The organism is Helicobacter pylori, from assembly GCF_002832345.1.
In the GTDB taxonomy this organism is placed as follows: Bacteria; Campylobacterota; Campylobacteria; order Campylobacterales; family Helicobacteraceae; genus Helicobacter; species Helicobacter pylori_CP.
Map to the genome: position 1 here is coordinate 30,133 of NZ_PHLZ01000015.1, position 13,761 is coordinate 43,893.

Sequence of the window (13,761 nt, forward strand, 5' to 3'; positions counted from 1 at the left end):
TCAACTATAATCAAACCTAAATAATTAAGGTTTAAGGAGTGGTGTTTTGTTTAAAAGAATGGTTTTAATCGCTCTTTTAGGGGTGTTTTCAAGCGTTTCATTAAGCGCTAAGAGTCTTTTAAGAGATGATGGGATTTTAGTTTCTGATTTAAAGGGCATGAAATCAGAACTCTCTGATGCTCCTGCTTGGGTTTTTGAAGATGCTAAAGTCCCCTACGAAGAAATGGGCGCGGCGTATATCCCTGTTAATAATAAATATTTAGGGATTGAGCAAGCGGCTTTAAACGCTAAATTGAGCTTGATTGTGGTTTTTCATGAAATCATGTTGAAGTATAAAAAACGCTTCATGGAGCAATTCCATGAGTCTGAGCAAACGGCTACGAATATCAGCTACGCTATCTATAATTACCTAGCGACTAAGATCCAGGTATCCGACACCTATACGAATTTAAAATCGGAGGTGGCTGTGGTGAAAATCAAGCTAGTGGGTTGTCAGATTGAGCAAATCAAAAGGTATTTAAAAGCGAGCGTTGAAAACCTTAACGATAACGAAATCGCTTACATCGCTAAGGTCGCTCAAAAAGAATTTGGTAGCGTTTGCACGTTAAGGTAGTTTTATAGCATTCTAGCGAGCATGTTTAGGGCATGCTCTACGCTTTTATTTTGAATATTTTCTCTGTCCCCTTCAAAAAAAACAGCGATCAATTAAAGCTTGAGTTCCTAACTTTTGTGCACCAATGTAAATCGTGCCTACAGGATTAGCCTTGCTCCCCCCATTAGGGCCAGCCACCCCACTGATCGCAAGTGCTAAATCCACTTTAAAATTGAAAAACACGCCTGATAGCATTTCTTTCACGCATTCTTCGCTATAAACCCCAAAGACTTTTAAGGTTGTGGCATTGACTTTCAGTAATTCGCGCTTCACCTCTTCATTGTAACACACAACACCCCCCATAAAAACCGCTGAAGCCCCGCTAATGGAAGTGAATGCATGCGATAATAATCCCCCAGAGCAGCTTTCAGCCACCGCAATTTTTAAATCTAAAGATTTCAAGCGCTCTATTAAAGCGTTTGCGCTTTTTTGATGATCGTCTAATTCCACAATATTGGAGTTAAAAAGCGTTTTAAGATAGATTCTCGCTTGTTGGATATTCTCGCCTTTTAATTCAATGCAATCTTCTTTGACTTGAGCGAGAACGTTCAATCGTTTCAATTCTTTTTCAATCAAAATAAAACCGCTCTCATTATCCATATTCAAAAATTTAAATTTCATTTTTAACCTTTCAAAACCCTAAATTCAGCGTGCGCCATAATTCTTCCACTTCTTCTGTTTCTAGATCAATCGTGCTTTGAGTGCGAAAAAAAGCTTGGATTTTTTCTAAATCTAAGCTTTTAGCTTTCAAACAAGAGGGGTGCGCTAAAATAAACCCTTGCGCCAAAGCGACAGAACGCTCTAATTTTGCCTCGCATAAAAAACAAGAATTGTAACTTTGCAAGCGCCCTTCAAAATTCAAAAGCGTGGCATACATTTCTAAAATCACTCTTAAGGGGTGCTGTTTGGCGAGTTTGTTAGCCCCATCATCTAAAGTGTCAAAATAGATGCTATCCAAAGAATGCACGCCTTCTAAATGTTTGAACAAGAGAGCGCAAAAGCGTTGCCAAAAAAACAAGCGCTCCATTTCTCTTTCCCAAATATAGCCTAAATGCAAAATATTCCTTAACTTGGGTAAAAATTTATCATCGTTTTCTTCTTCAAAATCAATTTTACGCCCCACATTCAGCACACTATGGCGTTTGCCATAGAAACGATAGAGGGTTTTGAGCTGGTTTTTGGTTAAAACGCGCACGATCAAATCTTCATCTCTTATGCTTTGTGTTTGTAAAAGAAACCCTTGCATCACTACTCTTAAGCTAATTTTGTTTATTATAAGCAAAACTTGGATACAATCCTAATAAAACTGCAAAATTAAGGAAAAACATGGGATTTGCAGATTTCTTTAAAAATTTTAAGATCAATAAATTGCGGACAGCGCCAAGTAAGGAAGAACAGCCAAGCCATTGGGTGAAATGCCCTAAATGTTATGCGTTAATGTATCATAAAGAAGTGTTTAGTAAATACAGCGTGTGTTTGAAATGCCATTACCATTTCCGCATGAACGCAACTGAAAGGATTGAATTTTTATGCGATGTGGGGAGTTTTGAAGAGTTTGACAAACATTTACGGCCTAATGACCCTTTAAATTTCGTGGATAAAGAGAGCTACAAACAACGCATTAAAAAATACGAAAAAAGGACTAACCGCCCAAGCTCCGTGATCAGCGGTGAGGCTAAAATCAACCGCATGCCTTTGCAGATCGTGGTGTTTGATTTTAGCTTTATGGGGGGGAGTTTAGGCTCTGTGGAAGGCGAAAAGATCGTAAGAGCGATCAATCGTGCAGTCGCCAAAAAAGAAGCGTTACTGATTGTTTCAGCGAGTGGGGGGGCTAGGATGCAAGAATCCACTTATTCGCTCATGCAAATGGCTAAGACGAGCGCGGCTTTAAACCGATTGAGTGAGGCCAAACTCCCTTTCATTTCGCTCTTAAGTGATCCCACTTATGGGGGCGTTAGCGCGTCTTTTGCGTTTTTAGGGGATCTCATTATCGCAGAGCCTGGGGCGATGATAGGTTTTGCAGGGCCTAGAGTGATTAAGCAAACTATAGGGGCGGATTTGCCTGAGGGCTTTCAAACAGCGGAATTTTTATTAGAGCATGGCTTGATTGATATGATTGTGCATAGGAAGGATTTGAAAAAAACTTTGAGCGATCTCATCGCTATGATGACGCATAAGACTTCAAAGATTTTTTAAAGTTTTAACATTGATGCGTTGCGTGGTGTATTCTATCGCTAAAAGTTCGCCCCTAGAGTTAGTGAAAATCTATCAAAAGCAATGCAAGCGATTTGATTGCGAGCTGGAATTAGTGGATTTATTCCCTAAAAATACCGCCAACGCTCAAAAAATCTCTAGAGAACTCGCTCAAAAAAGCTACTCTCTAGCCTTTGAGCCGTATTTAAACCCTAGGGCAAAAAACATTGCTTTACACCCTAAAGCTCAAAGGGGCGATAGTTTTGCGTTTAGTAAAATGTTAGAAAATCATCTTAATATTAATTTTTTTATCGCTGGAGCGTATGGGTTTGAAGAAAATTTTTTAAAAGATTGTCAAGCTTGGAGTTTGAGCGAGATGACTTTTAGCCATGAAGTGGCTAAAATTGTCTTATGCGAGCAAATCTATAGGGCTTTAAGCATTATTTTTAAGCATCCATACCATAAATAGGAGGTGCGCATGCGTTTTTACATTATTTTTACATTTTTGTTCATTGTGGGTTTTGGTGTGTTTGTTTATAGTATCGATCCGCAAGCTTACGCCTTCAATTTAGGGAGTTACAGCTTTAATCTTCCCATTGCGGTATGGCTTATGGGCGTTTTAGGCATGTTCGCTTTTTTTTCATGGGTTTTTTTATTCAAGCACAATCTCAGCCATAAAATCCGCTTATACCATGAAAAAAGGGATTTTGACAAATTGCTCAAACAAATCCTATCTCAAGACACCCAAAAGACTTTTTTAAAAACGAAATTTAAAAGCGATCTCGCTAAAAACCTCTCTCAAATCTTAGCCCGCTATGATTTAAAGGCTGATTTAAACACGCCAAATAGCGGGTGCGAAAAAGTGGACAACCTTTTTAAGCATTACCACAATATAGAAAATAACACCCTTGAGCCTAAAGATCACACCAAGCATTCGTTAGCTTATGAGCATGCTTATTTTTCTAAACGCTTGAAAGCTTTCATTCATAACGATTTGAAAAACGCCTTTGAAGTTTTAACAAACGCGCAAATCCCTTTGGAATTACGCCGCTACGCTTTTATGGAAATCGCCCAAAAAGGCAACAAAAAAGAGGTTTTAAAGGCTTTGAATGCGATGCAAGAGAACTTGGATAAAGAGTGCGTGAAGTCTTTTTTAAAAGCCTTTTTTGAAAAATCTTTAAACACAGACACTTTAAAGATCTCAGAGCTTTGCAAAAGGGTGGGTTATGACAAGAACGATTATTTACAGCTCGCGCAAAAAGCGCAAAAATTTCTTGTCCCCGATCAATGGTTCCAGTTTTTTGAGATTTTAAGCCAAGAAGACGATAAGGCGCAAAAAGCCTTTTTATTCGTGTTGTTAGAATTAGAAATGAACGATCTCGCTAAGGAGCATCTAGCGGTTTTATCTTTTGAAGAATACATGCTTTTAAACGCTTATATGGATTTGAAACAAGAGCATAAAAAAGCTTATAAATTAGAAGCGTTTTTGTAGGGGTTTGTTTGGCTTCATGTTTTTAGGGCAGATAGAAATAGATGATTGCAAAAAATTCAAGGAATGGGCTAATTGGGTCGCTTTTAGCGCCAAATGATAAGAGGAAAGACGCTAATGCTTTAAACCTTGATGAAACTAACCCTAAAAGAAACAATTAAAGCCAAAAATACGCTTTAACCCACCATAAAAAGTTTTAGTAACCCGTATTTGATGAAAACAGAGCTTTTTTATTTTTTAAATTTTTTATGAATTTTATCCGTATTTTAAAAATACTTTGCTCAATCAATACAACAAAAAGAGTTTTAAGAAGATTTAAAAAAAGGGCTAAAAAATAAATTTGTGCTTTTGAAAGATGATATTTTAAAGACGATAAGGGTATTAAAAGAATACCCCAAATAACGCTTTAAAAACGCACCACCATAGTGGCCATGTATGAACCTGATTTGAAGTTGCTAGGAGCGCCTTCAGGCAATTTGATATGGAAATACTTTTGACAACCATTAACCGCTTTTTCATAATTTTTAGTGAAAGAATGATGATGGCGGTTTTCTAAAGGCCCTTTCATGTGTTTGCTCATCAACGCAGAATGCTTTAATTTGACAAACAAAAGCAAGTTTTCACCAAACAACGATTTCATCGTGAAAGCGAACGCTCGTTTGTAAAATGTCCGTTTGTCAATATCAATCCCAACAATCCCACTTCCAGCCGAATAGACTAAAGGTTTTGAATACAATCTCAGATCATCGCCACTCAAAACGCTTAACAAAATCCCTAAACTTATTAGTGTCCTAACCCCATTTTCTTTCCTTAAGATATAACATTATCCGCATGTTTAACAGATAAGGAAATTTAACCTAAAACACCTTAATGGTTGATTAAAAAATTAAAAAAAATGTATTTTTTAAAAAAGCGTTACGATTTAGAGGTTTGTGAAGATTTTTATAATTGATGGTTATTTTTGAATAATTTTTTTAAATTAATTGATAATGAGATAAGACTCTTTTTTAATCCAGTAGGGATCGCTAAAACCTTAATTTTAATTTTAAAAAATGGGATTTTTAAATTTTTAGGTCAATGCCCAATTCAAGTTTTTAGATTTTCACCATAAAATTTTTTTAAAAGATAAAACACCCCCACAAGCAAAGCCACACCGATTACAAGCGCGAGCGAGCGCGAATGCATAAAACTTGCCACCCCCAAACTCACCGCGCTGCAAAGCATCGCAATAGTCGCATAAGGGAGTTGCGTGATAAAATGGCTTTGCACCGAACACCCTGCCCCAGTAGCTGATAGTATAGTCGTGTCAGAAATAGGGCTTGTGTGATCCCCATAAACCGCACCTGAGAGGATCGCTGAAACAATCAAAATAATATCGCTTTCATTGGCCATGCCCGCTCCAATGGGCAGCATGATCGCAAACGCTCCCCAGCTTGTGCCGGTAGAAAAAGCGATAAACCCAGAAATTAAAAAAAAGATTAAAGGCATATACGCACCTCCCCCACTATTTAAAAATCCCTTGCTGATGTGGGCCAAGTAAATCCCCGTTTGAGCGTCATCTCTAATCACAGGCCCAATAGCCCAAGCGAGCGTTAAGACTAGTATCGCCGGCCCCACACTCTTAAAGCCATCCAACATGAGTTTAAAAAAACTCCCTTTTTCTAAAAACCTATAAGCTAGAAGATAGGTAACAATGAGTGAAAACAGCCCCCCATAAAAGAGCGAAAAACTCGCATCAGTGTTTTTTAAGATCACTCCTGTATAAAAAATCAATGATGAAATGGACACAATCAATAATAAAATAGAAAGAGGCAACAAACTCAAGGGGGCTAATTTTGAAGAGCTTTCTTCTTGTTCGCTATAAAAATCCTTCACGCCTATGTTTTGATACTTTCTCATGCTAGGGAGGTTGATTTGCCATAAAATAGTGAGAAAGACTGCAATGAGCGCAAAAATCGCATAATAATTACTGCTCAAGCTTTGGACAAGCACCAAAAAACTATCTTTTAATAAGGGCGAGCTGTCGTTATTCATGATCCCCATAATATATGCCCCCCAGCTAGAAATAGGGACTAGCAAGCACACCGGTGCTGAAGTGGAGTCTATGATATAAGCCAAGCGCTCTCGTGTGGAGTTATGAGCGTCGTTTAAAGACTTTGAGATTTGCCCCACGGTCAGGGCGTTAAAATAATCATCTACAAAAATAATGATGCCTGAAAAAAAGGCGATAAATTCAGGGGTTTTAGCGTTTTTGGAGTATTTTTTAGCTTTTTTGACAAAGTTTTGCACGCTACCGGATTTTAAAATCACTTGGCTTAAGATGCCTAAAAAGATTAAAAACCCAAAAACATAGAGGTTGGAAAGATTGAAATTAAGCCCTTTTTTTGGCTCGTAAGTGTAAAAAACGGAAGTGATTTTGATATAGGCATATTCTACGATGTAAGAAAGGTGTAACGAATGCATTAAAACAGCGCTCACTAAAATGCCCACAAACAACGAGAGCGCGACTCTTTTAGTAAAAACCACCATTAAAATAACGCTAATAGGAACAATAAGGCTTGATGCTGACAATCCCACCGAATAAAATCCTTTAAACTAATCTTTAAATTTCAATTAAAAGAGACAATCAATATTCACAAAATTCTTTGTTAAAAGAAGAGATGAATTTGCCAAAACAAATCGCTTAAAAGATTTTAATCAAGTGGCCGGGAGAGAGGGATTCGAACCCCCGGAGGTATGACCCTCAACGGTTTTCAAGACCGCCGCTTTCAACCACTCAGCCATCTCCCGCTATTTTCATAAAAGTCCCTTACAAAAGTCCCTAAATGACTACAATATGGAGGCGACACCCGGATTCGAACCGGGGAATCAAGGTTTTGCAGACCCATGCCTTACCACTTGGCTATGTCGCCTTAAATTTAACAATAGTGCGTCTATTGAGATAACAAAATCAAACCATGTTTAATTTGGTTTAATTTGCAACGATGGTGCCCAAAGCCGGACTTGAACCGGCACGGTATTGCTACCGAGGGATTTTAAGTCCCTTGTGTCTACCAATTCCACCACCTGGGCAAACTAAATAGAAACCATGCTCTAGAAGTTAAATCAAAATATGGAGCGGGAAACGGGGATCGAACCCGCGGCCCCGACCTTGGCAAGGTCGTGCTCTACCACTGAGCTATTCCCGCGCTCTTTATTCAAAAAGACGATTGTTATTGTATCTAAACTCAATAATAAAAGTCAAGGGCTTATGAAAAATTTCAAAACTGATTTTAAAACCGATCAAAACAGCCAAAATCCCTTTTATTTAAAAAATGAACAATAATGTTTTGAGTTTCCATTCAAACAAAACCCGTTTAAGAATTTCTAAATATGGGTAAAAAATATACAATACCTTATAATAAGATGAAAATTCATGGCGTTTTGCGCTCATTTTTTATTTCTTTTTAATTTGATTGCATAATAATAGCTGACATAACACATCATCATAGGAGTTTCAATCATGAAAGAAGTCATCCATTCAACGCTAGCCCCAAAGGCTATAGGCCCTTACTCTCAAGCTATCGCTACTAACGATCTTGTTTTTGTCTCTGGGCAATTGGGCATTGATGCGAGCACCGGCGAGTTTAAAGGCACGGATATTCATTCTCAAACCACGCAGTCCATGGAAAATATCAAAGCGGTTTTAAAAGAAGCAGGGTTAGGGATGGATAGCGTGGTTAAAACGACTATTTTATTGAAAAGTTTAGACGATTTTGCGGTGGTGAATGGAATCTATGGGAGTTATTTTAAAGAGCCTTATCCGGCCAGAGCGACCTTTCAAGTGGCTAAACTGCCTAAAGACGCTTTAGTAGAAATTGAAGCGATAGCCATTAAGTGATTTTATTAAAGGGGCTATCAGCATGAAAAAAGAAGTCGTGGTCATAGGCGGTGGGATTGTAGGGCTTTCTTGCGCGTATTCTATGCATAAGTTAGGGCATAAGGTTTGCGTGATTGAAAAAAGCGATGGCACAAACGGCACTTCTTTTGGGAATGCCGGGCTCATTTCTGCGTTTAAAAAAGCCCCACTCTCATGCCCTGGTGTGGTGTTAGACACCCTAAAGCTCATGCTCAAAAACCAAGCCCCTTTAAAATTCCATTTCGGGCTTAATTTAAAGCTCTATCAATGGATTTTAAAATTTGTAAAAAGCGCGAACGCCAAATCCACGCACCGCACCATGGCGTTGTTTGAACGCTATGGGTGGCTGAGTATTGATATGTATCATCAAATGCTAGAAGACGGCATGGACTTTTGGTATAAAGAAGACGGGCTTTTAATGATCTACACTCTAGAAGAAAGTTTTGAAAAAAAGCTTAAAACTTGCGATGACAGCGGTGCTTATAAAATCCTTAGCGCCAAAGAGACCAAAGAATACATGCCCATTGTTAATGACAATATCTGCGGGAGCGTGCTTTTAACCGAAAACGCGCATGTGGATCCGGGCGAAGTGATGCGCTCTTTACAAAAATATCTACAAAACGCAGGCGTGGAGTTCCTTTATAATGAAGAGGTTGTTGATTTTGAATTTAAAAAAAACCTTATTGATGGCGTTATCACGCATAAGGAAAAAATCCAAGCAGAAACAATCATTCTAGCCACCGGGGCTAGCCCCACTCTCATTAAAAAAACCAAGAACGATTTTTTAATGATGGGGGCTAAAGGTTATAGCATCACCTTTAAAATGCCTGAAGAATTAAAGCCCAAGACTTCTTCTTTATTTGCGGATATTTTCATGGCAATGACCCCACGAAGAGACACCGTTAGGATCACCTCTAAATTAGAATTAAACACCAACAACGCCCTCATTGATAAAGAGCAGATCGCTAACATGAAAAAGAATTTAGCCGCTTTCACGCAGCCTTTTGAAATGAAAGACGCCATAGAGTGGTGCGGTTTCAGACCCTTAACCCCTAATGATATTCCTTATTTAGGGTTTGACAAACGCTATAAAAACTTAATCCATGCGACAGGACTGGGGTGGCTTGGCATCACTTTTGGCCCGGCCATTGGTAAAATCATCGCCGATTTAAGCCAAGACGGAGCGAATGAAAAAAATGCCGATATTATGCTTTTTTCTGCATTTTTTAGGGATTAAGGAATTTCTTTTTTAAACCCTAGTTTATTGAGGAGTTTTTATGGAAACGATTGATTCGGTGGTGCGTTTATTATCTAATTTTGTGTGGGGGATTCCCATGCAAATTTTATTAGTAGGCACCGGCTTGTTTTTAACCTTTTATCTTAGGGGTTTGCAATTCAGTAAGATTTTTTATGCGATCAAAATCCTTTTTGACAAAGAGTCCCAATCTAAGGGCGACATTTCGCAATTTTCCGCTCTCATGCTTTCTTTAGGAGCGACTGTAGGCATTGGGAGTATCGTAGGTGTAGCGACTGCTATCAGCATTGCAGGGCCAGGAGCGGTGTTTTGGATGTGGGTTACCGGGCTTGTTGGCATGGCGACTAAGTATTCTGAGGGGATTTTAGCGGTGAAATACAGGGAAAAAGGGGCGTTTGGATACAACGGAGGGCCTATGTATTACATCAAAAACGGCCTTAACATGCCCAAACTCGCCATGGCGTTTGCGATTTTTACGATTATTGCGAGCATTGGCACCGGTAACATGACGCAATCTAATGCGGTTTCTTCCATTTTAAGCGAACAAGCGAACTTGCCTAATTGGGTTTCAGGCTTATTGCTCACGATTTTAACCGCTTTTATTGTCATTGGGGGGATTAAATCCATTGGTAAATTCACTTCTTACTTAGCTCCTGTTATGGTGCTTTTGTATTTGATCGCTATCATTTATATTATTGTCAGCCATTTTGATTTAGCCATTCAAGCGATCAAACTCATTTTTGAAGAAGCCTTTAACCCCAAACCCGTTGTAGGCGGAGCGAGCGGTGCGTTGGTAGCGACGATGATAAAAACGGGCGTGGCTAGGGGGTTGTATTCTAATGAAGCGGGGTTAGGGAGCTCAGCCATTATTGCCGCAAGTGCTCAAACGCGCCACCCGGTGCGTCAAGCCTTAGTGTCCATGCTCCAAACTTTTATTGTAACCTTAATAGTGTGTTCGGCAACAGCGAGCGTGATTTTAATGGCGCCAGAATACAACACCTTGCTCCCTAATGGGGAAAAATTAAGCGCTAATTTGCTCACTTTAAAAAGCACGGAGTATTTTCTAGGCTCATTAGGGACGGTGGTGATTTTTTTAACCATGATCTTTTTTGCCTACTCTACGATTATTGGTTGGGCTTATTACGGGGAAAAATGCACTGAATACGCCTTTGGTGAAAAAAAAGTGAAATATTACCGCTTGATCTTTTTAGCGAGCGTGATGGTGGGGGCTATGGCTAAAATTGATTTTGTGTGGAATTTAGCGGATCTTTCTAACGGGCTTATGGCTATCCCCAATTTAATCGCTTTGATTTTATTGCATAAAGTGGTTTATTCTGAAACTCGTTGGTATTTTAGCAAGCATTCTAACAAGTAAGATGGCATGTTAAAAAGGGCGAGTTTTGTAGAAGTGAATACCGCTTCTTTAAGGCATAATTTTAGTGCAGTCAAAAGCATTGTCCCTAAAGACGCTTGTGTCATGGCGGTTGTCAAGGCGAACGCTTATGGGGCAGGGGCGATTAAAGCGAGCGAAATTTTTTTACAAGAAGGGGCTAATTATTTAGGGGTAGCGACTTTAGATGAAGCTTTAGAATTGCGCTCTCATTTCCCTAAAACCCCCATTTTGATTTTAGGCTATAGCCCTAATGCTAACGCTTCCATGCTGATTGATAACGATTTGAGCGCTATGATTTTTAGCCTTGAACAAGCAGAGGTTTTTTCTCAAATGGCCTTAAAAGCCAAAAAACGCTTAAAAGTGCATCTCAAAATTGATACCGGCATGCACCGCTTGGGTTTAGAGCCTAATTTTAAAAGCATAGAAACCATTAAAAAAATCCGCGCTTTAAAAGGCTTGGAAATAGAGGGGATATTCACGCATTTAAGCAACGCTGATGCTAAGATTAAAACCCATGCTAAAAACCAAATGAAAGCCTTTAACGCTTTTTTAGAGCAGCTTTTGGATCAAAAAATAGAGTTTCAATACCGCCATGCTTATAATTCCGCCGGCATCCTTTCTTTGTGTAACGGGAATGAAAACCGCTTCTTAAACCTTTATCGCCCAGGGATCATGCTCTATGGTTTTTACCCCTCTAATGAAATGAAAGAATCATGCCCAACCATCTTGAAAAATGTTATCAGTTTGAAAGCTCAAATCGTTCAAATCAGAAGCGTTAAAAAAGGCGAATTTATTGGCTATGGCGAGCATTTTTATACCAATGAAGAGACTTTAGTGGGTGTTTTAGCTCTAGGGTATGCTGACGGGTTAGCGCGCGCTTTAGGCAATCGCATTCAAGTAGCGATCAATAACCAATTAGCCCCCTTGATTGGCAAGGTGTGCATGGATCAGTGCTTTGTCAAACTCAATGATATTCAAGCCAAAGAGGGCGATGAGATTATTTTGTTTGGGGATAAAAGTGCTAAAGCTAATGACGCAAGCGAGATCGCTGCACTTTTAAACACCATTCCTTATGAAACCATAAGCACCCTATCCAAACGCTTGGAGCGCGTCTATATTTAAAATCAAACCATACAAAATTTTTATTTTGTGCTAGAATGCGCGAAAAATAATGATTAGGAATGATTATAAAATGAAAAAAGTTTTATTTTTGTTAGTAATAAGCTTTTTTTGGGGTTTTTTGAACGCTTCTAGCTTGTATGAAAAACTTATTAATAAAGAAACGATCAGCGTTGGCACAGAAGGCATTTACCCCCCTTTCACTTACCATAATAAAGAGGGCAAGCTCACCGGCTATGATGTGGAAGTGGCTAGGGAGTTGGCTAAAGAGCTTGGCGTGAAAATCAAATTCCACGAAACTTCATGGGATATCATGCTGACAGGTTTGAAATCAGGGCGTTTTGATATGGTCGCTAACCAAGTGAGTTTGACGACTAAAAAACGCCAAGCGGCTTTTGACAAAAGCTTGCCTTATAGCTATTCAGGAACGATCATGCTGGTCAGGAAAGATGAAAACCGCATTAAAGACATTAAAGATATTAAGGGCTTAAAGGTGGCTAACACCTTAAGCTCCACTTATGGGGAAATCGCTTTTAAATACGACGCTCAAATCGTTTCGGTGGATTCTATGGCGCAAGCCTTGCTGTTAGTGGCGCAAAAACGAGCCGATTTGACCTTAAATAGTTCTTTAGCGATCTTAAACTACCTAAACACCCACAAAAACAACCCCTTTAAAATCGCATGGGAGTCCAAAGAAAAAGATGGGGGTGCTTCCTTTGTCATTAACAAGCACCAAGAAAAAGCTTTAGAGCTTATCAACCAAGCGATGCAAAGATTGATCAATAAAGGGGTTTTAAAACGCTTAGGCGAACAATTTTTTGGAAAAGATGTCAGCCAGCCCTAATCTGTCTTTGTTTTTTGAATCTTTAGATTTAAGCAAGGAGCGTTTGGAATTATTATTAGAGGCTTTTTACCCCATGCTAAAAGCCGCTTTTTCTATTTCTTTGCCTTTAGCGATCGTCTCTTTTATTTTGGGCTTATTCATTGCTATTGTGGTGGCTCTCATTAAAATCGCACCCCCTAAACGTTTCATTCATAGGGCTTTATTGGCGGGCGTGAATTTCTATGTCTCGCTCATTAGAGGCACGCCTTTATTGGTCCAAATTGTGGTGGTGTTTTATGGTTTGCCCGCCCTTGGGGTTTATATGGATCCAATCCCGGCAGGCATTATTGCGTTTTCTTTTAATGTGGGGGCATACGCTTCAGAGACTTTAAGGGCGAGCTTTCTTTCTGTCCCTAAAGATCAATGGGATTCAAGCTTGAGTTTGGGTTTGAATTACTTGCAAACCTTTTGGCATGTCATCTTTTTTCAAGCGCTCAAAGTCGCCACGCCAAGCCTGAGTAACACTTTCATCAGTCTTTTTAAAGAAACTTCTTTAGCTTCTGTGGTAACTATCGCAGAGGTTTTTAGAATCGCGCAGCAAAAAGCGAACGCTAGCTATGATTTTTTGCCTATTTACTTGGAAGCCGCTTTGATTTACTGGCTTTTTTGCTTGGTTTTAGAAGTGATCCAAAAGCGCGTGGAAAAAATCTTAAATTAAAGTTGGCTCATTCTAATCTCTTTATTTGATTATAATACAGCCTAAATAATACAAAATAAGGGGATTCTCATGGGTGTGTTTTTGGATAAGAGCAGTGAAGTGCCCAACCGCTAAAGACGATTGGGCTTCCTAGGCTGATGTTGCCCGTAGGGAGAGTTTGGTTCTCACTCTGTGTCCCTATAGTAGGGATTTTACAGAGTTTGAGCTCCAACGCATTCCCT

The 13,761-nt window shown here is 39.2% G+C and carries 13 protein-coding genes, 4 tRNA genes and 1 pseudogene; 10 read left to right on the top strand and 8 right to left on the bottom strand.

What is annotated here, in order from left to right:
• The first annotated feature begins 46 nt into the window (after window positions 1-46).
• Window positions 47-613: a hypothetical protein gene (locus CXY28_RS05325; RefSeq protein ID WP_100979832.1), complete on the top strand. Its 567-nt coding sequence runs from the start codon at window positions 47-49 to the stop codon at window positions 611-613.
• Window positions 614-615: 2 nt separating this feature from the next.
• Here the strand turns inward: CXY28_RS05325 and CXY28_RS05330 are convergent.
• Both CXY28_RS05330 and recO read right to left on the bottom strand, forming a co-directional pair.
• Window positions 616-1,273: pseudogene (locus CXY28_RS05330) on the bottom strand (CinA family protein).
• A 10-nt stretch (window positions 1,274-1,283) separates the two neighbouring features.
• On the bottom strand, window positions 1,284-1,898 hold the full coding sequence (recO, locus tag CXY28_RS05335; protein ID WP_198542623.1) for a recombination protein RecO: 615 nt from the start codon (window positions 1,896-1,898) through the stop codon (window positions 1,284-1,286).
• A gap of 80 nt (window positions 1,899-1,978) precedes the next feature.
• Between recO and accD the strand changes: the two genes are divergently transcribed.
• Genes accD through CXY28_RS05350 form a run of 3 tightly spaced genes read left to right on the top strand, consistent with a single transcriptional unit; the run spans window position 1,979 to window position 4,337 of the window.
• Entirely contained in the window at window positions 1,979-2,848 is an 870-nt protein-coding gene (gene accD / locus CXY28_RS05340) for an acetyl-CoA carboxylase, carboxyltransferase subunit beta (RefSeq protein WP_000505060.1), read from the top strand.
• 13 nt (window positions 2,849-2,861) lie between these two features.
• Window positions 2,862-3,314 (top strand): 23S rRNA (pseudouridine(1915)-N(3))-methyltransferase RlmH, encoded by a 453-nt coding sequence (rlmH, locus tag CXY28_RS05345; RefSeq protein WP_100979833.1) that lies wholly within the window; start codon window positions 2,862-2,864, stop codon window positions 3,312-3,314.
• Window positions 3,315-3,323: 9 nt separating this feature from the next.
• Window positions 3,324-4,337 carry a LapA family protein gene (locus CXY28_RS05350; protein WP_100979834.1) on the top strand — a complete coding sequence of 338 codons (1,014 nt, stop codon included), beginning with the start codon at window positions 3,324-3,326 and terminating at the stop codon, window positions 4,335-4,337.
• Between the two features lie 403 nt (window positions 4,338-4,740).
• Here the strand turns inward: CXY28_RS05350 and CXY28_RS05360 are convergent, their stop codons facing one another.
• From CXY28_RS05360 to CXY28_RS05385, 6 genes are all read right to left on the bottom strand, one after another.
• Window positions 4,741-5,103: a hypothetical protein gene (locus CXY28_RS05360; protein WP_100979835.1), complete on the bottom strand. Its 363-nt coding sequence runs from the start codon at window positions 5,101-5,103 to the stop codon at window positions 4,741-4,743.
• 317 nt (window positions 5,104-5,420) lie between these two features.
• Window positions 5,421-6,911, bottom strand: a complete 1,491-nt coding sequence (locus CXY28_RS05365) for a Na+/H+ antiporter NhaC family protein (RefSeq protein WP_100979836.1) — start codon at window positions 6,909-6,911, stop codon at window positions 5,421-5,423.
• Between the two features lie 125 nt (window positions 6,912-7,036).
• Window positions 7,037-7,124: transfer RNA gene (locus CXY28_RS05370), tRNA-Ser, on the bottom strand.
• Window positions 7,125-7,171: 47 nt separating this feature from the next.
• Window positions 7,172-7,246: transfer RNA gene (locus CXY28_RS05375), tRNA-Cys, on the bottom strand.
• A gap of 73 nt (window positions 7,247-7,319) precedes the next feature.
• A tRNA-Leu gene (locus tag CXY28_RS05380) sits at window positions 7,320-7,406 on the bottom strand.
• 41 nt (window positions 7,407-7,447) lie between these two features.
• Window positions 7,448-7,522: transfer RNA gene (locus CXY28_RS05385), tRNA-Gly, on the bottom strand.
• Between the two features lie 314 nt (window positions 7,523-7,836).
• Here CXY28_RS05385 and CXY28_RS05390 point away from each other — a divergent pair.
• The 6 genes from CXY28_RS05390 to CXY28_RS05415 all read left to right on the top strand — a co-directional run bounded on the left by CXY28_RS05390 (window position 7,837) and on the right by CXY28_RS05415 (window position 13,540).
• Window positions 7,837-8,214 carry a RidA family protein gene (locus CXY28_RS05390; protein WP_100979837.1) on the top strand — a complete coding sequence of 126 codons (378 nt, stop codon included), beginning with the start codon at window positions 7,837-7,839 and terminating at the stop codon, window positions 8,212-8,214.
• 22 nt (window positions 8,215-8,236) lie between these two features.
• On the top strand, window positions 8,237-9,469 hold the full coding sequence (locus CXY28_RS05395; RefSeq protein WP_100979838.1) for an NAD(P)/FAD-dependent oxidoreductase: 1,233 nt from the start codon (window positions 8,237-8,239) through the stop codon (window positions 9,467-9,469).
• Window positions 9,470-9,509: 40 nt separating this feature from the next.
• Window positions 9,510-10,862 (top strand): alanine/glycine:cation symporter family protein, encoded by a 1,353-nt coding sequence (locus CXY28_RS05400; protein WP_100979839.1) that lies wholly within the window; start codon window positions 9,510-9,512, stop codon window positions 10,860-10,862.
• Between the two features lie 6 nt (window positions 10,863-10,868).
• A complete protein-coding gene (alr, locus tag CXY28_RS05405; RefSeq protein WP_100979841.1) occupies window positions 10,869-12,002 on the top strand; it encodes an alanine racemase in 1,134 nt (377 codons plus the stop codon).
• A gap of 70 nt (window positions 12,003-12,072) precedes the next feature.
• Entirely contained in the window at window positions 12,073-12,843 is a 771-nt protein-coding gene (locus CXY28_RS05410; RefSeq protein WP_100979843.1) for an amino acid ABC transporter substrate-binding protein, read from the top strand.
• Window positions 12,827-13,540: an amino acid ABC transporter permease gene (locus tag CXY28_RS05415; protein WP_100979845.1), complete on the top strand. Its 714-nt coding sequence runs from the start codon at window positions 12,827-12,829 to the stop codon at window positions 13,538-13,540. The genes CXY28_RS05410 and CXY28_RS05415 overlap by 17 nt, the downstream gene beginning before the upstream one ends.
• Window positions 13,541-13,761 lie beyond the last annotated feature (221 nt).